The 21,374-nt window shown below is 60.5% G+C and carries 18 protein-coding genes; 11 read left to right on the top strand and 7 right to left on the bottom strand.

What is annotated here, in order from left to right:
• Positions 1-298: 298 nt before the first annotated feature.
• From codB to ABLU96_RS14175, 7 genes are all read left to right on the top strand, one after another.
• Positions 299-1,561, top strand: a complete 1,263-nt coding sequence (gene codB, locus ABLU96_RS14145) for a cytosine permease (protein ID WP_064404779.1) — start codon at positions 299-301, stop codon at positions 1,559-1,561.
• A gap of 2 nt (positions 1,562-1,563) precedes the next feature.
• On the top strand, positions 1,564-2,799 hold the full coding sequence (locus ABLU96_RS14150; RefSeq protein ID WP_009653171.1) for a PucR family transcriptional regulator ligand-binding domain-containing protein: 1,236 nt from the start codon (positions 1,564-1,566) through the stop codon (positions 2,797-2,799).
• Positions 2,796-4,034, top strand: a complete 1,239-nt coding sequence (codA, locus tag ABLU96_RS14155; protein ID WP_064404782.1) for a cytosine deaminase — start codon at positions 2,796-2,798, stop codon at positions 4,032-4,034. Before ABLU96_RS14150 ends, codA begins: the two co-directional genes overlap by 4 nt.
• Before the next feature lie 145 nt (positions 4,035-4,179).
• A complete protein-coding gene (locus tag ABLU96_RS14160) occupies positions 4,180-5,169 on the top strand; it encodes a LacI family DNA-binding transcriptional regulator (protein ID WP_014228374.1) in 990 nt (329 codons plus the stop codon).
• 121 nt (positions 5,170-5,290) lie between these two features.
• On the top strand, positions 5,291-6,100 hold the full coding sequence (locus tag ABLU96_RS14165) for an inositol monophosphatase (RefSeq protein WP_025106421.1): 810 nt from the start codon (positions 5,291-5,293) through the stop codon (positions 6,098-6,100).
• Between the two features lie 300 nt (positions 6,101-6,400).
• Positions 6,401-7,762 (top strand): MFS transporter, encoded by a 1,362-nt coding sequence (locus tag ABLU96_RS14170; protein WP_025106422.1) that lies wholly within the window; start codon positions 6,401-6,403, stop codon positions 7,760-7,762.
• Positions 7,763-7,787: 25 nt separating this feature from the next.
• Positions 7,788-9,056 carry a histidine-type phosphatase gene (locus ABLU96_RS14175; RefSeq protein ID WP_014228372.1) on the top strand — a complete coding sequence of 423 codons (1,269 nt, stop codon included), beginning with the start codon at positions 7,788-7,790 and terminating at the stop codon, positions 9,054-9,056.
• A gap of 46 nt (positions 9,057-9,102) precedes the next feature.
• Here the strand turns inward: ABLU96_RS14175 and mtnA are convergent, their stop codons facing one another.
• Complete coding sequence (gene mtnA, locus ABLU96_RS14180) at positions 9,103-10,131, bottom strand: S-methyl-5-thioribose-1-phosphate isomerase (RefSeq protein WP_064404784.1); 1,029 nt, start codon at positions 10,129-10,131, stop codon at positions 9,103-9,105.
• Between the two features lie 102 nt (positions 10,132-10,233).
• Between mtnA and mtnK the strand changes: the two genes are divergently transcribed.
• Positions 10,234-11,433, top strand: coding sequence for an S-methyl-5-thioribose kinase (gene mtnK, locus ABLU96_RS14185; RefSeq protein ID WP_057173668.1), 1,200 nt, complete (start codon positions 10,234-10,236; stop codon positions 11,431-11,433).
• A 336-nt stretch (positions 11,434-11,769) separates the two neighbouring features.
• On the opposite strand, the gene ABLU96_RS14190 is transcribed toward mtnK, so the two are convergent.
• The 4 genes from ABLU96_RS14190 to ABLU96_RS14205 all read right to left on the bottom strand — a co-directional run bounded on the left by ABLU96_RS14190 (position 11,770) and on the right by ABLU96_RS14205 (position 16,714).
• On the bottom strand, positions 11,770-13,011 hold the full coding sequence (locus ABLU96_RS14190; protein ID WP_004848703.1) for an LVIVD repeat-containing protein: 1,242 nt from the start codon (positions 13,009-13,011) through the stop codon (positions 11,770-11,772).
• Positions 13,008-14,072: a sugar ABC transporter substrate-binding protein gene (locus tag ABLU96_RS14195; protein WP_014228368.1), complete on the bottom strand. Its 1,065-nt coding sequence runs from the start codon at positions 14,070-14,072 to the stop codon at positions 13,008-13,010. Before ABLU96_RS14195 ends, ABLU96_RS14190 begins: the two co-directional genes overlap by 4 nt.
• A gap of 144 nt (positions 14,073-14,216) precedes the next feature.
• Entirely contained in the window at positions 14,217-15,215 is a 999-nt protein-coding gene (locus ABLU96_RS14200) for an ABC transporter permease (RefSeq protein WP_049071013.1), read from the bottom strand.
• Entirely contained in the window at positions 15,212-16,714 is a 1,503-nt protein-coding gene (locus ABLU96_RS14205; protein WP_057173662.1) for a sugar ABC transporter ATP-binding protein, read from the bottom strand. The genes ABLU96_RS14200 and ABLU96_RS14205 overlap by 4 nt, the downstream gene beginning before the upstream one ends.
• Positions 16,715-16,874: 160 nt before the next feature.
• Here ABLU96_RS14205 and ABLU96_RS14210 point away from each other — a divergent pair, with 160 nt between their 5' ends.
• The 3 genes from ABLU96_RS14210 to ABLU96_RS14220 all read left to right on the top strand — a co-directional run bounded on the left by ABLU96_RS14210 (position 16,875) and on the right by ABLU96_RS14220 (position 18,828).
• The gene (locus ABLU96_RS14210; protein WP_014228365.1) at positions 16,875-17,963 is read left to right on the top strand and encodes an oxidoreductase; all 1,089 of its coding nucleotides are present in this window, start codon (positions 16,875-16,877) and stop codon (positions 17,961-17,963) included.
• Between the two features lie 186 nt (positions 17,964-18,149).
• Complete coding sequence (locus ABLU96_RS14215) at positions 18,150-18,443, top strand: type II toxin-antitoxin system RelE/ParE family toxin (protein WP_074189018.1); 294 nt, start codon at positions 18,150-18,152, stop codon at positions 18,441-18,443.
• The gene (locus ABLU96_RS14220; RefSeq protein ID WP_004100084.1) at positions 18,424-18,828 is read left to right on the top strand and encodes a helix-turn-helix domain-containing protein; all 405 of its coding nucleotides are present in this window, start codon (positions 18,424-18,426) and stop codon (positions 18,826-18,828) included. Before ABLU96_RS14215 ends, ABLU96_RS14220 begins: the two co-directional genes overlap by 20 nt.
• Here the strand turns inward: ABLU96_RS14220 and ABLU96_RS14225 are convergent.
• Positions 18,825-19,022: a YbdD/YjiX family protein gene (locus tag ABLU96_RS14225; RefSeq protein ID WP_004130340.1), complete on the bottom strand. Its 198-nt coding sequence runs from the start codon at positions 19,020-19,022 to the stop codon at positions 18,825-18,827. The two genes, ABLU96_RS14220 and ABLU96_RS14225, sit on opposite strands and share 4 nt — an antisense overlap.
• Positions 19,023-19,077: 55 nt before the next feature.
• The gene (cstA, locus tag ABLU96_RS14230; protein WP_025108508.1) at positions 19,078-21,183 is read right to left on the bottom strand and encodes a pyruvate/proton symporter CstA; all 2,106 of its coding nucleotides are present in this window, start codon (positions 21,181-21,183) and stop codon (positions 19,078-19,080) included.
• Between the last annotated feature and the right edge of the window lie 191 nt (positions 21,184-21,374).

Here is a 21,374-nt window from a genome sequence, read left to right on the forward strand (position 1 = left end):
CGTGCCGCCGGGAAACGGCGTAAAATTGGCATCATTTGTCGATTCTGACCTGCCCCCCAGGTCGGGTAAGACGCCAGCCGTCGTCCGACAAAATGCGGGGGCAGGAGTCACATCCCACTGCCCCACGGCGGTGCAAAACATGGCAATGTGCACACATTTATGGCAAACAACGGCCGTTTAACGCCGTTTTATGTGCATACTGCCCACCCCATTGTGTTACCCCTGCCCCGCTTTTTCTGGCACACCTCTTGCTACCCCTCTGCCATCGCTATTTGGATAGCCACTCAGAGGTTCCACCATGTCAAACAGCAATGATTTTCCGCTCGTCGAAGCGCCCACCGCCGGGCGCAAGGGCGTTTTTTCCATCTCGATGGTTCTGTTCAGCTTTACTTTTTTCACCGGCACCATGTTCGCGGGGGGCAAGCTTGGCGTCTCTTTCTCCATCGTTAACCTGCTGTGGATTGCGGTTATCGGTAACTTTCTGCTGGCCCTGTACGCCGCCTCGCTCGGCTGGATTGCCGCGCGCAGCGGGCTAAATACCGTACTGATGGGCCGTTTTTGCTTCGGTGAAATCGGCAGCAAGCTCGCCGATTTTATTCTCGGTTTCGCCGAGCTGGGCTGGTACGCCTGGGGAACCGCGACGGTCGCCATCTCGCTGGTCAAAATCCTCGCCCTGCCTGCGGCGATGACGATTCCGCTGATGATCCTGTTCGGCATCCTGTTCTGCGTCACCGCGCTGGTGGGCTATAAGGGGCTGGATGCGCTGTCGCGCGTATCGGTACCGCTGATGTTTATTCTGCTGGTGGTGTCGATGTACCTTGCCGCCCATCACGCCGGCGGCTGGCAGGCGATGACCCAAATCGAACCGGGTGAAACCATGACCTGGTCGGCGGCCATTACCATGGTATTCGGCACCTTTGCCAGCGGCGCGACCCAGGCGACGAACTGGACGCGGCTGGCCAACTCCAGCCGCACCGCCATCGTCGCCAGCATGAGCAGCTTCCTGATCGGCAACGGGCTGATGATTATCGCCGGCGCCTGGTGCGCCATCGTTTACCAGCAGGCCGATATCGTCGAGGTGCTGATTTTGCAGGGGCTGTCGGTCGCCGCGGTGGTAATGCTGTGCCTCAACCTGCTGACGATTCAGGGGCCGACGATCTATAACGTCTCGGCCGCCGCCTGTCATCTGCTGCGCAGCGAGCGTCGCCGCACCCTGACCGTGGTCGCCGCCGGCGTCGGCATTCTGCTGGCCATTGGCGGTATGTATGAAATGCTGATCCCTTTCCTCGTGCTGCTGGGCAGCATCATCCCGCCCATCGGCGGCGTTATCCTCGCCGACTACTGGTTTTATCGCGGCGGCCGCTATCCGCTGCTGCACACCGCCCGTTTGCCGCGTTTTAACTGGCTGGGGCTGGGCGCCTACGCCGTGGGCGCGGTGGTGGCTTACCTGTCGCCGTGGATCGCCCCGCTGGTTGGCATTACCGTTTCCGCACTGGTCTATATCGCGCTGACGCGTCTGAGCAAACGTCAGCCCGCCGCTGATTCGGTCACGGAGCAGTAGCCGTGAGCCTGACGGTCAGCGAAATCCTCGCCCTGGAGGGGCTCTCCGCCATGCGCCTGCGCGCCGGTAAGCAGGGGCTGCAGCTGGCGGTTCGCTGGTACTACGTGGCGGAAAATGAAAATATCGCCGAATGGATCATGGGTGGGGAGCTGGTGTTTATCACCGGAATCAACCATCCCCGCGATGAAGAAAACCTGATCCATTTGCTGATGGAGGGCAAGCAGCGCGGGATCGCCGGCATGGTGATCCTCACCGGCGACGCGTACATTCAGGCGATCCCGCCGCGCCTGATTGCGCTGGCCGACGAGCTGGGCATTCCGCTGATCGAACAGCCCTATCTGCTGAAAATGGTGATCGTGACCGAACGCATCGGTACCGCGCTGGTGCGCAGCGAAAACGCCCTGCAATCGCAGCGCGATATTCTGCTGCAGCTGTTAACCGGCGACTATCCCGACCTGCAAATCCTGCATCAGCGGGCGCTCCACCAGCAGCTGGATTTTACCCGCCCGCTGCGGGTGGCGGCGCTGCGCCTTGAGGGGATACCGCGCCTGTTTCGCCAGTTTCCGCCGGAGCAGGCCGAAGCCTGGCTGCAGCAGGCCCGCCGCACCGTACGCCAGCGCCTGCAGCAGCAGCTCAATCAGCAGGGTAATCCCTTTCCGCTGGTCGAGCGCAGCAATATGTTTCTCTTTCTGCTTCCGGATGAGGAAGGCGAATTTTATCAGCAAAAAACGTGGCTCCAGGCGTGGCTGATCGCGCTGGCGGAGGGCGACGACGGGCTATCGCTGCTGTGCGGCCTTTCGGCGCCGGTGCAGCAGCTGCAGGGATATCAGCGCGCGCTGTCGCAGGCGCGTCAGGCGCTGGACCTCAGCGATAACCTGCGTCCGGCCCAGCGCATCAGCGACTACCAGCAGTTGGGGTTTATCAAGCTGCTCTCCGCCGTTAGCGACCCCGCGCTGCTGAGCGACTTTATGCACGACACCCTCGGCTGTCTGATTGAGCCGGATCGCAAAAGTCCCTGGCTGCTGATGGAGACCCTGGAAACGCTGCTTCAGGAGAGCGGCAACGTGGTCAGAGCCGCCGAGCGGCTGGGCATTCACCGCAACACGTTGCATCAACGCATTCAGCGTATTGAAAAGCTGACCGGCTATCCGGTCAGCCACCCGCAGTTTCATCTCAACGCCTCGGTCGCCTTAGCGATCTGGCGTATGTCGCAAAATCATTTACGGGAACAACCATGAAAATTATCAACGCGCGCCTGCGCCATCAAGAAGCGCTCTATACCCTCGACTTACAGGACGGCGTGATTAAAAGCATCACCGCGCAGGCCGCGGCGCAGGCGGCTGACGCCGACGATATCGACGCTGAACAAAAGCTGGTCATCCCGCCGTTCGTCGAACCGCATATCCATCTTGACGCCACCCTGACGGCGGGCGAGCCGGAGTGGAATATGAGCGGTACCCTGTTTGAGGGCATCGCCCGCTGGAGCCAGCGCAAAGCGAGCGTCACCGTCGAAGATACATGCCAGCGGGCGCTGAAAACCATCGGCATGCTGCGCGACAACGGCGTGCAGCACGTGCGCACCCACATTGATGTCACCGACCCTTCCCTGACGGCGCTTGAGGCGATGCTGAGAGTGAAAAAAGAGGCGGCCCATCTTATCGATCTGCAGATCGTCGCCTTCCCGCAGGAGGGCATTGAGTCCTTCCCCGGCGGACGCGAACTGATGACCCGCGCCATCGAAATGGGCGCCGACGTGGTGGGCGGCATTCCGCACTACGAAAACACCCGCGATAAGGGCGTCAGCTCGCTGGTTTTTCTGATGGACCTGGCCCAGCACCACGGCTGCCTGGTGGACGTGCACTGCGATGAAACCGACGACCCGCAGTCGCGCTTTCTGGAGGTGCTGGCGGAAGAGGCCCGGGTGCGCGGCATGGGCGCGCAGGTCACCGCCAGCCATACCTGCGCCATGGGCTCCTACGACAATGCCTACTGCTCGAAGCTGTTCCGTCTGCTCAAAGCGTCTGGCATCAATTTTATCTCCTGCCCGACCGAAAGCATTCACCTGCAGGGGCGCTTCGACAGCTGGCCTAAACGCCGCGGCGTGACGCGGGTGGCGGAGCTGGACCGCGCCGGGATCAACGTCTGCTTTGCCCAGGACTCCATTCAGGATCCGTGGTACCCGCTGGGCAACGGCAACATTATGCGCATCCTCGACGCCGGGCTACATATCTGCCATATGCTGGGATACGAAGATTTGCAGCGCTGCCTCGATCTGATTACCGATAACAGCGCCCGCACCCTGTGCCTCGGCGACAACTACGGCATTGCCGAAGGACGCCCGGCGAACCTGCTGATCCTCGATGCGGAAAACGACTACGACGCGCTGCGCCGCCAGGCCAAAGTGCTGACCTCCATTCGTCACGGCAAAGTTATTTTGCAGCGCCAGGCGGAGCAGATTCGCTATCCGGCATAAGCCTGACGTTGACGCGGCCGCGATGCCGCGTCAACCCACTGCTCGCCCGGGGATTTATGTGGTACCTTTTAACGACTTTTTCCGTGCCGGCCATGGGTTCCAGCGTCGGCGCGGGCTCACTGAGGATAACCCGTACCCTGATACTATGAGCGAAAAAAAATGGATTAAGGCAGAGGACGTTGCCCGACTCGCTGGCGTCTCACGTTCCGCGGTTTCCCGCACCTTTACGCCCGGCGCATCGGTGGCGGAAAAAACCCGCCAGAAGGTCCTCGCCGCGGCGGAAACGCTGGGCTATCAGGTCAACATTATCGCCCGCACGATGAATACCGGCAGCAGCAATTTTATCGGCATCGTCACCGCCGGCTTTGATAACCCCTTCCGCAGCAAGCTGCTGTCGCCGCTGGTCCACCAGCTGGCGCTCAACGGTTTTATGCCGCTGCTGATGAACGCCGACGATCCGCAGCAGCTCGCCCCGTCGCTCAGGCAGCTGCTGAGCTATCACGTCGCGGGGGTTATTATCACCTCCGGGGCGCCGCCGCTGTCGCTGGCGGAGGAGTATCTGGAGCGAAAAATCCCGGTGACCCTTATCAACCGCCACGCCGAGCTGGCCGGCTGCGATCGCGTGTGCAGCGACAACGCGCAGGGCGCGAAGCTGGTGGCCGACCTGTTTGCCCAGCGCCAGTGGCGCCAGGCCGGGTTTATCGGCGAAAGCCTGGATAACTTCAGCACCCGCCAGCGCTACGAAGCGTTTGTTGCCCATACCCAGGGCATGGAGGTCGCCGCGCACTTCTGCGACAGCAGCGGCTATCAGGCGGGCTTTGCCGCAGCCAGGCAGCTGCTTGCCGCGCATCCGCAGCTGCAGGCGCTGTTCTGCGCCACCGATATGCTGGCGCTCGGCGCGCTGGACGGCCTGCGGGCGGACAACCCCGCCGCTTCGCTACCGGCGATTATCGGCTTCGATGATATTCCCCAGGCGGACTGGCAGCCCTATCAGCTGACTACCGTGCAGCAGAATACCGCCCTGCTCGCCCACCACGCGGTGGATCTGCTGGTCACGCGGATCGCCAAATTCAGCCTGCCGTCACGCCATCGCGAAGTGCCGGTGAAACTGATCGTTCGTCAAAGCGCGAAATGAAAAATTCATTTTATGCCGGAGCGATCACAGAATAATATTTTTAATCCATCCACACTCATTTTGCCCTTCGGGGCCGTTTTTTTCAGGCAATTTGCACACGTGTGCAAAATAGGGAGTTAAGATGAAATCACTGGAATCAAATGAACTGCAGGCCCGCTACCGTTTAGCCTGCGAGCTGGCGAAGGCCGGCGCTGAACTGGCGTTCGAATACTATCAACAGCGCGACCGGCTGACGGTGGATCATAAAGGCGAGGATCTGCAGGACGTGGTCAGCGTCGCCGATAAGCGGGTCGAAGCGTTTGTGAAGCAGCGCATTACCGACGCCTTCCCGCAGGACGGTTTTCTCGGCGAGGAGAGCGGGACGCAGATGCCGGACGCGCGCGTGCTGTGGGTTGTCGATCCCATCGACGGCACCAGCTGTTTTCTTAACGGCCTGCACACCTGGTGCCTGTCGCTGGCCATCATAGCCGACGGCGAACCGGTTATCGGCGTGGTGTACGACCCCAACCATCGCGAGCTGTTCCACGCCCTGAAAGGCCAGGGCGCATGGCTTAACGATGCGCCTATCGCGCCGCATCCGGCAGCGACGGTCAAAGAGGGCGTGATGGGCGTCGGCACCTCGCACCGCGTGACGCCTGCGGTCTTTCTGCCCTTCCTCGATGCGCTGCTGAGCGACGGCGGGATGTTTATCCGCAACGGCTCCGGGGCGCTGATGAGTGCCTGGGCGGCGGCGGGCAGGCTTATCGGCTACTACGAACCGCATATGAACCCGTGGGACGGGCTGCCGGGGCTGGTGCTGATGCGCGAAGCGGGCGGCCTCAGCAACGACTATCTGGCAAACGACGGGATTCGTCACGGTAATCCGCTGCTGCTGGCCAGCAAGACGCTCTATCCACAATTAAAAAACATGCTTTGTCACCCCTTACCTTAACCGCATCGGGTCAGGCTTTATCTGATTATGTACTCTACACAACGACAATCAACCCTAAATAATTCGAGTTGCAGAAAGGCGGCAAGTGAGCGACAAATTCGTCGGGAACGAATTTGACCAGCCGAAGGCTGGCCTCCGGTGAGAGGCAGGAGCCTCTCATTAATCCCCAGGAGCTTACTCTGGTAAGTGACTGGGGTGAACGAACGCAGCCAACGCATATGCAACTTGAAGTATGACGGGTTAAACCTCATGGACGAACCACACTAATCAGTCAGGCCTCCGACCTTCGGAGATACCATTATGTCTGGAAGAATTATCGCATTTTTTCGCGCTTCGCCGCCCAAAGCGGGCGGAGAGTTCGATGAGCGGCGCTTTCGCAGCGTGCGCTGGCAAACCTTTATTACCATGACCCTGGCGTACGTCACGTTCTACGTTTGCCGGCTGTCGTTCACCGTCGCCAAAAGCGCGCTGGTGGAGCTTGGCATTACCCCGACGGAGCTGGGCATGATCGGCTCAACGCTGTTTTTCAGCTACGCCATCGGCAAGCTGGTCAACGGCTTTATCGCCGATCATGCCAACGTGGTGCGCTATATGAGCCTTGGGCTGCTGCTGAGCGCCGGGATGAACCTGATGATGGGGATGACCAGCAACGCCATGCTGCTGGCTATCTTCTGGGGGATTAACGGCTGGGCGCAGTCGATGGGCGTCGGTCCGTGCGTGGTATCGCTGGCGCGCTGGTACGGCTGTAAAGAACGAGGCACCTTTTACGCCATCTGGTCGACGGCGCATAACATCGGCGAAGCGATGACCTATATGGTGATCGCGGCGGTGATTGCCGGATTCGGCTGGCAGATGGGCTATCTGTCGACCGCCGCGCTCGGCGCCGCCGGGGTGGTGCTGATGCTGTTGTTTATGCGCGACTCGCCGCAAAGCTGCGGCTTCCCGTCAATCAACGTGATTCGCGACGAACCGCAGGAGGAGACGGAAGCCCGCGGCTCGGTGTTTAAAAACCAGCTGCTGGCGCTGCGCAACCCGGCCCTGTGGGCGCTGGCGCTGGCCTCGGCGTTTATGTATATCGACCGCTACGCGGTGAATTCATGGGGGATCTTCTTCCTGGAGCAGGATAAAGCCTACTCTACTCTCGAAGCGTCCGGGATTATCGGGGTCAACGCTATCGCGGGTATTGCCGGAACGATTATCGCCGGGATGCTCTCCGACCGCTTCTTCCCGCGCAACCGCAGCGTGATGGCCGGTTTTATCAGCCTGCTCAACACCGCCGGCTTCGCGCTGATGCTCTGGTCGCCGCACGGCTACTACACCGATATTCTGGCGATGATTATCTTCGGCGCTACCATCGGGGCGTTGACCTGCTTCCTTGGCGGACTGATCGCCGTCGATATTTCGTCCCGTAAAGCCGCGGGCGCCGCGCTCGGCACCATCGGTATTGCCAGCTACGCGGGGGCGGGACTCGGCGAGTTTCTGACCGGCATCATCATCGATAAAACATCGATAATCGAAAATGGCAAAACGCTGTATGACTTCAGTACGCTATCGCTGTTTTGGGTAGGCACCGGCCTGATGTCCGCGCTATTCTGTTTTACCACCGCCGCGATTGTCGCCAGGCGACACGCGACAGAGCGTCAGACCTCATTCTCGTCATAACCTTTTAACTTATAAGGAATATTTTATGATGCCTGTACGACATCAGGTTTTGCTACGCCTGCTGCTCGCCTGCGCCCTGCCGCTGCTGGCCGCGCCGGGCCACGCCGCCGCGCAGTTTACGCTGGAAAAAGTGGTTGAGCTCAGCCGCCACGGCATTCGTCCGCCGACGGAGGGCAACCGGGAGGCCATCGAAGCCGCGACCCAGCGTCCGTGGACGCAGTGGACCACTCACGACGGCGAGCTGACCGGCCACGGCTATGCCGCCGTCGTCAATAAAGGTCGTGATGAAGGCGCACGCTATCGTCAGCTCGGACTACTGGCGGCGGGCTGTCCGGCGAGTGGAGAGATTTACGTGCGCGCCAGCCCCCTGCAGCGCACGCGGGCCACCGCCCAGGCGCTGGTGGACGGCGCCTTTCCCGGCTGTGGCGTAATGATTCATCACGTCAGCGGCGACGCCGACCCGCTGTTTCAGACCGATAAATTTGCCGCCACGCAAACCGATCCCGCCCGCCAGCTGGCGGAAGTGAAGAAGACGGCCGGCGATCTGGCGCAGCGTCGGCAGGCGCTGGCTCCGGTGATTCAGCTGCTGAAAAACGCCGTCTGCGCGCCCGATAAGCCCTGCCCGGTATTTGACCTGCCGTGGCAGGTGGAGCAGAGCAAAAGCGGCAAAACCTCGATTAGCGGGCTGAGCGTGATGGCCAATATGGTTGAGACGCTGCGTCTGGGCTGGAGCGAGAACCTGCCTCTCAGCCAGCTGGCGTGGGGCAATATTACCCGCGCCAGCCAGGTCACCGCCCTGCTGCCGCTGCTGACGGAGAACTACGATCTGAGCAACGATGTGTTTTATACCGCGCAAAAACGCGGCTCGATTCTGCTCAACGCCATGCTCGAAGGGGTAAAAGAGGGCGCCGCGCCGAACGTGCGCTGGCTGCTGCTGGTGGCGCACGATACCAATATCGCCATGGTGCGGACGTTAATGGACTTTAGCTGGCAGCTGCCGGGGTACAGCCGCGGCAATATCCCGCCGGGCAGCAGCCTGGTACTGGAACGCTGGCGCGACACCCATAGCGGAAAACGCTACCTGCGCGTCTACTTCCAGGCGCAAAGTCTGGACGATTTACGCCGCCTGCAAACGCCGGATAGCCAGCATCCGCTGCTGCGCCAGGAGTGGCATCAGGCGGGCTGCCGGACCACCGCCGTCGGGACGCTGTGCCCGTACCAGGCGGCGCTGACGGCGCTTGGCCGCAATATCGACCCGCAGTCCGCTCCGGCGGTAGAGATGGTGCTGCCATAAGTTGAAGGCGAAGCGAGGGAGGTCGCTTCGCCTTTTTCGCTCAGGTTCAGGCCTTTTCTGGCGCAAACGCCCCGGCGGCGACCTGCTCCGGGGTCACCACGCCGCTGTCCAGCACCCAGCCGCTGATTAACGATGCGGGCGTGACGTCGAACGCCGGATTATAAACGGCGGCCTCTTTCGGCGCCCACTGCACCGCGCCAAAGCTGCCGGCGACGCCGGTAACTTCGGCGGCCGCCCGCTGCTCAATCGGGATTGCCGCGCCGTTCGGGCAATGGCGGTCCAGGGTAGTCTGCGGCGCGGCCACGTAAAAGGGAATCTGATGATACTTCGCCAGCACCGCCAGCGAATAGGTGCCGATTTTATTTGCCACATCGCCGTTGGCGGCGATACGGTCAGCGCCCACCCAAACCGCGTCGACCTGGCCCTGCGCCATCAGGCTGGCGGCCATCGAGTCGGTAATCAGCCGATACGGCACGCCCAGTTCACCCAGCTCCCAGGCGGTCAAACGTCCGCCCTGTAACAGCGGGCGCGTTTCATCCACCCAGACGTTCGCCACCTTTCCCTGCTGATGCGCCAGCGCAATCACCCCCAGCGCGGTGCCGACGCCCGCCGTCGCCAGGCCGCCGGTATTGCAGTGGGTCAACAGGCGGCTGCCCGGCGTCACCAGCGCGCTGCCCGCCTCGGCGATGCTGGCGCAAAGCTGTTTATCCTCTTCGATCAGGCGCAGCGCTTCCGCTTCCAGAGCCTGTGGAAAGCGCTCCTCCGCCAGCGCCAGCTTCATGCGATCCAGATTATTCATCAGGTTTACCGCCGTCGGACGCGCGGCACGCAGTGTTTCCAGCGCCTCAGATAGCGCATCGCGGGTCAGGCCGCGCTGCGCCAGCAGCGCCAGCAGCAGGCTGGCCGACAGGCCAATCAGCGGCGCGCCGCGTACCCGCAGGGCGTGAATATGGTCCACCAGCAGCGCCACATTATCCGCCGCCAGCCAGCGTTTTTCCTGCGGTAAAGCCTGCTGGTCAAGAATAAAGAGCTGATTTTCGCTTACCCGCAGGCTGGTGGTCTGTAGTGTCTGCATTTAGTTAAATCCCTGTTGCGTTGTTGTATCACATTGTGTCAGGATGAAATCCAGAAGTATAGACGTCTGAACGGCTTAATCAGAATTTTGAGGATCGAGGCAATGTCGCAATACCATACTTTCACGGCCAGCGATGCGGTGGCTTACGCCCAACAATTTGGCGGTATCGACAATCCGTCAGAACTGGTGTCCGCACAGGAAGTGGGCGACGGCAACCTCAACCTGGTGTTTAAAATTTTCGATATCAGGGGCGTGAGCCGGATTATCGTTAAGCAGGCGCTGCCCTACGTGCGCTGCGTGGGAGAATCCTGGCCGCTGACCCTTGACCGCGCGCGCCTTGAAGCACAAACCCTGGTGGCTCACTATCAGCACTGCCCGCAGCACACGGTGCGGATTGTGCATTTCGATCCCGAGCTGGCGGTGATGGTGATGGAAGATCTCTCCGATCACCGCATCTGGCGCGGGGAGCTGATCAACAACGTTTACTACCCCCAGGCCGCCAGCCAGCTGGGGGAATACCTGGCCCAGACGCTGTTCCACACCAGCGACTTTTATCTGCCTCCTCACGAGAAAAAGGCCCAGGTGGCGCAATTTATTAATCCCGAGATGTGCGAAATCACCGAGGATCTGTTCTTTAACGACCCGTATCAGGTTCACGAGCGCAACAGCTATCCAGCCGCGCTGGAAGCCGATGTCGCCGCCCTGCGCGACGATGCCCAGCTGAAGCTGGCGGTGGCCGCGCTCAAGCATCGCTTCTTCTCCCATGCCGAAGCGCTGCTGCACGGCGATATCCACAGCGGCTCGATTTTCGTCGCCGAAGGCAGCTTTAAGGCCATCGACGCCGAGTTCGGCTTTTTCGGCCCGATTGGCTTCGATATCGGCACCGCCATCGGCAACCTGCTGCTCAACTATTGCGGTCTGCCGGGGCATCTGGGCATTCGCGATGCCGCCGCCGCTCGCGAACAGCGCCTCAGCGATATCCAGCAGTTCTGGACCACCTTTGCCGAGCGTTTTCAGGCGCTGGCGGCAGAGAGATCCCGCGACGCCGCGCTGGCCTGGCCCGGCTATGCCTCCGCGTTCCTGAAGAAAGTGTGGGCCGACGCAGTGGGCTTCTGCGGCACCGAACTGATTCGCCGCAGCGTCGGGCTGTCGCACGTGGCGGATATCGATACTATCCAGGACGAAGCCATGCGCCATGAATGCCTGCGCCACGCCATCACGCTGGGTAAAGCGCTGATTGTGATTGCCGGGCGTATCGACAGCGTGGATGAGCTGATTGCGCGAATTCGCCAGTACGGTTGAATCTCCGTCCAGCCTTTCCCGGCTCGCGCTGCGCTTAGCCGGGCTACGGGCTCACCACCGTCTGCGATCCGGTAGCCCGGGTAAGGCGTTTACGCCGCGACCCGGGAAGCAACAACCCACAATCCCCTACCCCAGATACTCAATCACCGACAGCCCATCGTTATAATGCCGGTAGCCCGGACAGGCGCGTCAAGCGCCGCCTCCGGGTATTTGCCTCTTTTCCCCGGAGGCGATGCTTCGCATCTGTCCGGGCTACGGGTTCGCCACCATCTGCGATCCGGTAGCCCGGGTAAGGCGTTTACGCCGCAACCCGGGAAGGCAACAACCCACAATCCCCTACCCCAGATACTCAATCACCGACAGCCCGCCGTTATAGTCGGTGCTGTAAATAATTCCCTGCGCGTCGACGAACACGTCGCAGGACTGGATCACCCGCGGGCGACCGGGGCGGGTATCCATCATTTTCGCCGGCGCGGCGGGCACCAGCGCCCCGGTTTCCACCGGTCGATAAGGGTTGGAAATATCGTAAGCGCGAACGCCCGCGTTCTGATAAGTGGCGAAAATCAGCGTTGAGCTGACAAAGCTGCCGGGACGATTCTCATGCAGGTTATGCGGGCCAAAGTGCGCCCCTTTCGCCACGTAGTCAGCTTCGTCCGGCTGCGGGAAAGTGGCGATACTCACCGGATTCGTCGGGTCGCGAATGTCGAACAGCCAGATCAGCTTCTCGCCATCCTGCTGGTTATCCAGCACCGCCTCATCAAGCACCACCAGCAGATCCCGATCCGGGAGCGGCAGCGCGGTGTGGGTGCCGCCGCCAAACGGCGGGCTCCAGTTACGGTGGCTAATCAGCTTCGGCTGAGTGCGGTCCTGCACATCGAGCAGGGTCAGGCCGCCGTCGCGCCAGCTGCCGTAGGCGGTGTCGCCGGCGATAATCGCGTGATGCAGGGCATAGCGCTTACCTTCCGGCCACTGCGCGGTCTCCCCCGCCGCCTGGTTCATCCCCGGCAGCCACCAGCGCCCGGCGACCTCCGGCTTGCGCGGGTCGGCCAGGTCGATAGTCAGGAAAATGTAGTCGCTAAAGCCGTCAATCAGCGCGGAAACGTAGGCCCAGCGTCCGCCGACGTACCAGATTCGGTGGATACCGATGCCGTTAAGCGACAGAAAAGCGATCTCTCGCGGTTTATCCGGAGTGGAAATATCAAAAATCCGCAGCCCGGCGCTCCAGCCCCTATCCCGTACGTCGCTGACCGTCTCGCCCACCGAACGGGTGTAGTACACCTTCTCGTCGGCGAAGCGGGCATCGGCGAACAGATCCCGGGCGTTGATCACCAGCAGCAGATCATCGTGCGCCTGTAAATGGACGTTCCAGGTACCGGGCGGCGCGGCGATGTAGTTGACCGTTTGCGGATGTTTAGGGTCGCGCACATCCACCACGGAAAAGCCCTGCGAGACCATATGGCCGATATAGGCAAAACCACGATGGACCATCAGCTGAACGCCGTCCGGGCGTCCCCCCTGATCGCTATGCCCGATCAGCCGCATATTGCGGCTGTATTCTGGTGTTGGCAAAACACTCATTTGTTTTTCGCTTCCAGGGTAGCGAACCACGGGGCGATAAAGTCTTCGGTCTGGCCCCAGCCCGGGATAATTTTACCCAGCGAGGCGACGTTAACCGCCCCCGGCTGCGCCGCCAGCAGCGCCTGCGGGATCGCCGCCGCCTTAAAGTCGTAGGTCGCAGGCGTCGGTTCCCCGGCAATCTTATTGGCGATCAGGCGCACGTTGGTGGCGCCGATAAGCTTCGGATCCACCGCTACGCTCACCTTCCACGGGCTGCCGGATTCGCGCATCAGCTGCAGATCCTGATTGGAAATGTCGATGCTGTAGAGTTTGATCTCGGTGCGGCCGTTCTCTTTCAGCGCTTTATAGGCGCCCTGGCTGAACGCGTCCCAGGTTCCCCAGATGGCATCAATTTTACCTTTCGGGTATTTCGCCAGGATCGCGCCGACCTTGTTGGCGGTATCGCCCTGAACGTCGGAAGAGACCGCGCCGATGGATTCCAGCTCTTTGATGCCGGGGTTTTGTTTAAGCAGCGTCTGGTAGGCCGCCTGGCGGCGCTCCATCGGCGGGAAACCCGCGACCCACAGTTTGACGATATTGGCTTTGCCGTTGAAATCTTTCACCAGCTGGCCAAAGGAAAGCTCGGTCAGCGAAGCATCATCCTGCTGGGTGACGGTGACGCCCGGGATCTGGCCGTTTACCGCGGTATCGAAAACCGAGACTTTGATCCCGGCGTCCACCGCTTTTTTCACCAGCGCGGTGGCGTAGGGATCGCGCCCCTGAGAAAGGATAATGCCGTCGTATTTCTGGCTAATCGCCTGGTTAACGAAGTCCTGGAATTTGGCGTCATCACCGTTGCTGAGGAAGGTACTGATTTTAAAGCCGAGCTTTTTCCCCTCCTGGATCGCTCCGGAGACAAACTGAGTGGTGTTATCGTCGGAGCCCAGGTTGCGGATCACCGCAATGCGAATCGGCCCGCTGTGTTCAGCAATGGCAGCCGGAAGCGGCGTCGGGGTTTCAGCAAAGGCCGCCGCAGCGTTGAACAACCCCAGCGCGATGAGTGAAAATGTTATCTTTTTCATAGTGTTTCCTTTTTGTTACCCTAAATAATTCGAATTGCAGGACGGCGGCAAGTAAACGAATCCCGATGAGCTTACATAAGTAAGTGATTCGGGTGAGTGAACGCAGCCAACACACCTGCAATTTGAAGAATGACGGGTAAAATTTTAGATGCGGCGCTGAAAATAAGTCAGTGCGAGCGCGCCAGCCAGCACCAGCCCTTTAATAATGTCCATCGCGTAATAGGGCACCGAGAGCATCACCAGGCCGTTGGAAAGCACGCCTAAAATGACCGCCCCCACCAGCGTACCGAGCGCGTTCGGCTTACCGGAACCGGCCAGCGAGAAGCCAATCCACGCCGCCGCCACCGCATCCATCAGGTAGCCGCCGCCGGCGTTCACCTGCGATGAGCCGATGCGCGACGCCAACAGAATGCCGCCGAGCCCCGCCAGCAGAGAGGCGATGACGTACGCCGCCACTTTGTAACGGGTGATGCGCAGGCCGGAGAGGCGCGCCGCTTCCGGGTTGCCGCCGATGGCGTACATCCGCCGTCCGTGGGTGGTAAAAGAGAGCGCCAGCTGAGCGATAACGGTCACCACCAGCATAATGATCACTATCGTTGGCACCTGCCCCAGCGAACCGAACGCCGCCGGAATCGCGCCTTCCGCCATATCGCCGCTCGGCAGCACCATGTTTTCGGTGATCGACCCGCCGTAGCTGTAGGTCATCGCCACGCCCTGAATCACGAACAGGCTGGCAAGCGTCGCCAGCATGTCGGGAATACGCAGAATCACGATCAGAAACGCGTTAAACAGCCCCACTAAGGTACAGAGCGCCAGGGTGATAAGGATCGCCTCGGTGGTGCCGAAGCCGTGCCAGACGAACAGCGAAATCACCAGCGCATTGGCCAGCGAGGCGGTGGAGCCCACGGACAAATCGAAACCGCCGATGGTCAGGGATATCGATACGCCGATGGCGATCACCGTCACGATGGCGATGGAACGCAGGATGTTGATGATGTTAAACGGGTCGAGGAAGTTGTCCGACGCCAGGCCAAAAACGGCGATCAGCAGGACGACGGTCAGCAACATGCCCCATTTGTAGAGAAAATCGAAAAATCGCTGACGGCCCGATACCGTCGCGTTAACTGCCAGGGCCTTACTCACGCTGCTGCTCCTCCGGTGGAGTAATAAAGAATGTTCTCTTCCCGGGCCTCCGCGCCCGCAATTTCCGCCACGATGCGTCCGTCCCACAGCACGCAGATGCGATCGCACAGGCCGACCAGCTCGGCGAATTCGCCCGAGGCGTAAATCACCCCTTTGCCTTCCCGCGCCAGGCCGTCGATCACATTGAATAAATCCGTTTTGGCTTTGACGTCGACCCCTTTGGTCGGCTCATCGAAAATCAGGACGTTGGCGTTGCCGCGCAGCCATTTGCCTATCGCCACTTTTTGCTGATTGCCGCCGGAGAGACGGCGCAGGGTTTGCGCCGGACCCGATGTCCGAATGCCCACCCGGGCGATCACCTCTTCCGCCCAGCGCCAGGCCTGACGATGGCCAAACAGGCTCCAGCGGGAGAAGCTGCTATCGGCGCTGACCGCCAGGTTCATCGCCACCGTTTCTTCGATAAAAATGCCCTCTTTGCGCCGCTCTTCCGGCACCAGCGCCAGACCACGCGCCACCGAGTCCGCCGGGTCGCGCGGTCGCCACGGCTGGCTGTTCAGTTCGCCGCGGGTCAAACGGCTTTTGCTGGCGCCAAACAGCGCCTTACACAGCTCGGTTTTCCCGGCGCCCGCCAGTCCGGCGATCCCCAGAATCTCCCCCTTGCGCAGACGCAACGAGATATCCTGCAGCAGCCCTTCGTCGTGCAGCCCTTCAACCTGTAGCAGCACCTCATCGCTATGCGGCGGCCGCTTCGGCGGAAAGATATCGCTCAGCTCGTGCCCGAGCATCTTCTCGACGATCTGCTCGCCGCTCAGGTCGGCCATCGGCCCGCTCTCAATCAGCCGGCCGTCGCGCAGCACCGTCAGGGTGTCGCAGACCGCTTTTAATTCATGAATACGGTGCGAGATAAACACGATACCAATGCCCTGCCGCTGCAGGCGGCGAACCACCGCAAACAGGCGCTCGCTTTCGTTTTGGTCCAGCGGCGCGGTCGGTTCATCGAGGATAAGAAAGCGGCAGTGATGCGACAGCGCGCGGGCCAGCAGGATTTGCTGTTTTTCCGCCAGCGTACAGCTGTCGATGGAGCGGCGTACATCGAGGCTGACGTCAAGCTGAGCCAGCGCCTCGCGCGCCAGCTGGCGCAGCCGCCCCCAGCGGAAGGCGATCCCCGGCTCCGCCAGCCTGTCGAGCATGATGTTTTCCGCGATGCTCAGGCCCGGGACCAGCGCCACGTCAACCTCCTGCTGCACCAGATGGATCCCCAGCTGTTTGGCATCGCGCGGCGAGCGGATGCTTACCGACTGGTTGTTAATCACCACCTCGCCTTCGTAGTGGGCGTGCGTGCCGCACAGCACCGCCATGAGCGTGGACTTACCCGCGCCGTTGGCGCCGGTCAGCGCATGCACCGATCCCCCCGTCAGGGTGAAAGCCACGTTGCTGAGCGCCCGAAAGCCGGAAAAGGCCAGGCTAATATTTTGCATCTCAAGGCGATTGCCGGTCATCCCCTGCACCCTGTCGATTAATGTTCTGATTTAACGAATTTTTCATAGCTGTCCTTGACTGACAAATGCATAAAAGGCATAAGATAAAGCGAAATAATATTAGCCATCCGGATGTCCAGACATAACATCGGGTTAGCGAAACAGCACAAGGACAACATTGATGAGTCACAGCGATATCCGCGTGGTCCCCGGCCCCGCCAACTACTATTCCCATCCCGGCAGCCTTGCCCGGCTGCAGGATTTTTACAGCGAAGAACAGCTTTCACGCGCGGTGTGGGTTTACGGCGAGCGGGCTATCGCGGGCGCGCAGGCTTTCCTGCCGGCAGCGTTTAACGCGCCTGGCGCCAAAAAAATATTATTTAAAGGCCACTGCAGCGAAAGCGACGTCAGCGAGCTGGCCCGCGCATCCGGCGACGATCGATCGGTGGTGATTGGCGTGGGCGGCGGCGCGCTGCTCGATACCGCGAAGGCGCTGGCCCGTCGCCTCGGCCTGCCGGTGGTGGCCATCCCCACCATCGCCGCCACCTGCGCGGCGTGGACGCCGCTGTCGGTGTGGTATAACGATGCCGGTCAGGCGCTGCAGTTTGAAATCTTCGACGACGCCAACTTTCTGGTGCTGGTGGAGCCGCACATTATTCTTAACGCGCCGGCGGAATATCTGCTGGCGGGCATCGGCGATACGCTGGCGAAATGGTATGAAGCGGTGGTGCTGGCTCCGCAGCCGGAGACGCTGCCGCTCACCGTGCGCCTGGGTATCAACGGCGCGCTGGCGATCCGCGATGTTCTGCTGGAAAGCAGCGAAACCGCGCTGGCCGACCAGCAGCGCGGCGAGCTGACCCAGGCGTTTCGAGACGTGGTGGATGCGGTTATCGCCGGCGGCGGTATGGTCGGCGGGCTGGGCGAGCGCTATACCCGCGTCGCCGCCGCCCACGCGGTGCACAACGGGCTGACGGTACTGCCGCAGACCGAGAAGTATCTTCACGGGACCAAAGTCGCCTACGGCATTCTGGTCCAGAGCGCCCTGCTCGGCCAGGACGACGTGCTGGCGCAGCTGGTGCAGGCGTACCGGCGCTTTAATCTGCCGACTACGCTGGCGGCGCTGGAGGTGGACATCAACAACCGCGAACAGCTGGATAAGGTGATTGCCCATACCCTGCGCCCGGTGGAGTCCATCCATTTTCTGCCGGTTGAACTGAACGCCGAAACCCTGCGCGCGGCGTTTGAGAAGGTCGAACGTTTCGCCGGTTAATCCCCCGTTTTATTCGCCTCTGCCGCCCGGCGGAGGCGCTTTCGAGCCGCCTCGCAAAGCCGATGTTTCTGCCTTCGCCAGAAGACGATTCTGCGTTAGGGTACCCTCATAAGAAAATAACAAACTTATCTTATAAACTTATTATTTTCTTATGTTCAACTGAGGTGTACAGTGGAGGTACATAGCATGCTCATCTGGTCAAAAGTGGCAAAAAAGGAACCGGCAAATATCGATTATCGCTATCAGCAGAGAATCAAAAGCAGGCTAGCTGATTTAGGTGACCGTACGGCTCCTCGGCCCGATGTCAGAAAGTTATCTAAACCAGAGAATCATTACCGTCTTCGGGTAGGGGATTATCGGGTCATTTTCACACGTCAGGGGCTGACGCTGAGCGACCTGTTTATCGTGTCCGTTAAGCGCAGAACCTCAACAACCTATTTGCATGAGGAGAATATGCCATATGGCTGTTCAGATAATTAAGGATGATGAAGGGAAAGCGCAGTACGCGGTGATCCCCTACGACGAATACTTCCAGATGTGTTTGCAGCTAGCCGAGCTGGATGATGAAACGGAAGCCGATCTTGAAGATATTCCGGTAGAACACGATATCTACGACAACGTGATGCTGCCGGGTGACGTCTGCGACATCATGGATAAAGAGAAAGTCAGCCTGCAGGCGGCCTGGCGCATTTTGCGCGGCCTGTCGCAGCAGGAGGTGGCCAATAAGCTCGGGATTAGCCAGTCGGCGGTATCCCAGCTAGAAGCTATCGATTCCCGCCCGCAAAAGCGCACCCGCGAAAAGCTGGCGGCAATATACGGCTGCACCCAGGAGCAGATCAGCCTGTATCTGCCGAAAGAGGGTTAACAGCACTTCGCGCCGCCTTTACCGCCGTAGCGCGCGTCCTGACGCTCGCGAAAAAACTCTTCATAGGTCATCGGCGTTTGTTCCGGATGGGTCGCGCGGATGTGCTCCACGTAGTTGTCGTAATCCGGGACGCCGATCATCATTTTCGCCGCCTGGCCTAAATATTTTCCGGCTTTCGAAAGGGTATCAAACATTTTCAACTCCCATCATCGCCCCCCTTCTCGCAAAAGAGGGCGATAACGTCATGGCTTAGTGGGCGCGTTTCGCCTGGGTCACCAGGCTATCAGCATCAGCAGGCATCGCCTGGTAAGGGGTCTCTTTCGCCGTCGGTTTGTCCTCTTTCAGCGCCGCCAGCGCGGTCTTAATCGAGAACAGCGCCAGCACGACCACCACCACCATAAAGAAGATGGTCAGCCCGGCATCCAGACGGTTGTTAAACACCAGCTGCGCCAGCTGCGACTCGGTGTACTGCGGCGGAATATTGCCGCTGTCAATCATCGCCTGGAACTTGTTGGCAATCGCCAGGAAGCCCACTTTGGTATCGGTGCTGAACGACTTCTGCCAGCCCGCGGTCAGGGTACAGATCAGCAGCCAGGAGGTCGGCAGCAGCGCGACCCAGGCATAGCGCTGGCGCTTCATCTTAAACAGTACCACCGCGCAGAGCATCAGCGCCATCCCCGCCAGCATCTGGTTGGCAATACCAAACAGCGGCCACAGCGTGTTGATGCCGCCAAGCGGGTCAACCACGCCCTGATGCAGGAAGTAGCCCCACGCCAGCACGCACAGCGCCGTGGCGAGAAGGTTCGCCGGCAGCGAGCTGGTTTGCTTCAGGCCCGGGCTAATCACCCCGAGCAGATCCTGCAGCATAAAGCGCGCCGCGCGCGTGCCGGCATCCACCGCGGTCAGGATAAACAGCGCCTCGAACAGAATCGCGAAGTGATACCAGAAGGAGACGTCCATCAGGCCGCCCAGCGAACCGTGCAGAATATAGGCCATGCCCACCGCCAGCGTCGGCGCGCCGCCCGCACGGGAGATAATCGACTGTTCCCCCACTTCGTTCGCAATCTGATTAAGCGTATCCGGGGTTACGGTAAAGCCCCAGCTGCTCACCACCTGCGCCGCCGACGCTACCACATCGGTCACGCCCGCCGGGGCCAGCACCGCCATTGGGCTGTTCATCGCGAAGTAGACGCCCGGGTCGATAATACAGGCCGCCACCAGCGCCATAATCGCCACGAAGGACTCCATCAGCATGCCGCCGTAGCCGATAAAGCAGGCCTGGCCTTCATTAGCCAGCATCTTCGGCGTCGTGCCGGAGGCAATCAGGGCATGGAAGCCGGAAACCGCGCCGCAGGCGATGGTGATAAACAGGAACGGGAACAGGCTGCCGCTCCATACTGGCCCGGTGCCATCGATAAATTTGGTCAGCGCCGGCATCGTCAGCGTCGGACGCATAATCAGAATACCAATCGCCAGACCGACGATGGTGCCGATTTTCAGGAAGGTGGAGAGGTAGTCGCGAGGCGCCAGCAGCAGCCAGACCGGCAGCACCGCGGCGATAAACCCGTAGCCCACCAGAATCCAGGTGAGCTGTACGCCGGTGTAGTCAAACCACGGCGCCCAGGTCGGGCTTTCCGCCACCCAGCCGCCGGAAATGATGGCGAACACCAGCATCACCAGGCCAATCACCGACACCTCGCCAATGCGCCCGGGGCGCAGATAGCGAATATAGATCCCCATGAAAATCGCCAGCGGGATGGTAAAGGCCACGGTGTAAGTCCCCCACGGGCTGTGGGTCAGCGCTTTCACCACGATCATCGCCAGTACCGCGAGGATAATCACCATGATCATAAAGCAGGCTACCAGCGCCAGTACGCCGGCGGTCGGGCCCATCTCCTCTTTCACCAGCTCGCCGAGCGAACGTCCGTCGCGACGGGTGGAGACGAACAGCACCATAAAGTCCTGTACCGCTCCGGCCAGCACCACGCCCGCGAGGATCCAGATCATTCCCGGCAGATAGCCCATCTGCGCCGCCAGCACCGGACCAACCAGCGGCCCCGCGCCGGCAATGGCCGCAAAATGGTGACCGAACAGCACTTTCTTATCGGTTGGAACGTAGTCGAGGCCGTCGTTGTGACGCACCGCCGGAGTCATGCGCGTCGGGTCGACCGCCAGCACGTTTTTAGCGATATACAGGCCGTAAAAGCGATAGGCGATCAGATAGACGCAGACTGCCGCGACGACAATCCACAGCGCGTTAATCTGTTCACCCCGGTTTAGCGCGATATAGCCCAGGGCAAAGGCTCCGATAACGGAGAGCAGTGTCCAGATGAGGTATTTCCCTGAATTATTCATCATTGTGTTCCACAGGTAGGGTAATCAGGATGTTACAAGTTGTTTCTAGAACACAATGGAAGTTTTAACAACTTTGAAACGTTGCAGATGTCGCCTGACGGCAAGGATTTATCTCACATTGCAAGCGAGATCACTTCTGGCAGGAAAATGGATGAAAACGGGGAGGGATAATCTGTCACTGCATCGCATCC

The organism is Klebsiella sp. CN_Kp106 (assembly GCF_040064575.1).
Taxonomy (GTDB): domain Bacteria; phylum Pseudomonadota; class Gammaproteobacteria; order Enterobacterales; family Enterobacteriaceae; genus Klebsiella; species Klebsiella michiganensis.

Excerpts from the sequence above, each read along its gene's own strand:
- codB (WP_064404779.1), top strand. The coding sequence starts at position 299 with ATGTCAAACAGCAATGATTTTCCGCTCGTCGAAGCGCCCACCGCCGGG.
- codA (WP_064404782.1), top strand. The coding sequence starts at position 2,796 with ATGAAAATTATCAACGCGCGCCTGCGCCATCAAGAAGCGCTCTATACC.
- ABLU96_RS14160 (WP_014228374.1), top strand. The coding sequence starts at position 4,180 with ATGAGCGAAAAAAAATGGATTAAGGCAGAGGACGTTGCCCGACTCGCT.
- ABLU96_RS14165 (WP_025106421.1), top strand. The coding sequence starts at position 5,291 with ATGAAATCACTGGAATCAAATGAACTGCAGGCCCGCTACCGTTTAGCC.
- ABLU96_RS14170 (WP_025106422.1), top strand. The coding sequence starts at position 6,401 with ATGTCTGGAAGAATTATCGCATTTTTTCGCGCTTCGCCGCCCAAAGCG.
- ABLU96_RS14175 (WP_014228372.1), top strand. The coding sequence starts at position 7,788 with ATGATGCCTGTACGACATCAGGTTTTGCTACGCCTGCTGCTCGCCTGC.
- mtnA (WP_064404784.1), bottom strand. The coding sequence starts at position 10,131 with ATGCAGACACTACAGACCACCAGCCTGCGGGTAAGCGAAAATCAGCTC.
- mtnK (WP_057173668.1), top strand. The coding sequence starts at position 10,234 with ATGTCGCAATACCATACTTTCACGGCCAGCGATGCGGTGGCTTACGCC.
- ABLU96_RS14190 (WP_004848703.1), bottom strand. The coding sequence starts at position 13,011 with ATGAGTGTTTTGCCAACACCAGAATACAGCCGCAATATGCGGCTGATC.
- ABLU96_RS14195 (WP_014228368.1), bottom strand. The coding sequence starts at position 14,072 with ATGAAAAAGATAACATTTTCACTCATCGCGCTGGGGTTGTTCAACGCT.
- ABLU96_RS14205 (WP_057173662.1), bottom strand. The coding sequence starts at position 16,714 with ATGACCGGCAATCGCCTTGAGATGCAAAATATTAGCCTGGCCTTTTCC.
- ABLU96_RS14210 (WP_014228365.1), top strand. The coding sequence starts at position 16,875 with ATGAGTCACAGCGATATCCGCGTGGTCCCCGGCCCCGCCAACTACTAT.
- ABLU96_RS14215 (WP_074189018.1), top strand. The coding sequence starts at position 18,150 with ATGCTCATCTGGTCAAAAGTGGCAAAAAAGGAACCGGCAAATATCGAT.
- ABLU96_RS14220 (WP_004100084.1), top strand. The coding sequence starts at position 18,424 with ATGGCTGTTCAGATAATTAAGGATGATGAAGGGAAAGCGCAGTACGCG.
- ABLU96_RS14225 (WP_004130340.1), bottom strand. The coding sequence starts at position 19,022 with ATGTTTGATACCCTTTCGAAAGCCGGAAAATATTTAGGCCAGGCGGCG.
- cstA (WP_025108508.1), bottom strand. The coding sequence starts at position 21,183 with ATGAATAATTCAGGGAAATACCTCATCTGGACACTGCTCTCCGTTATC.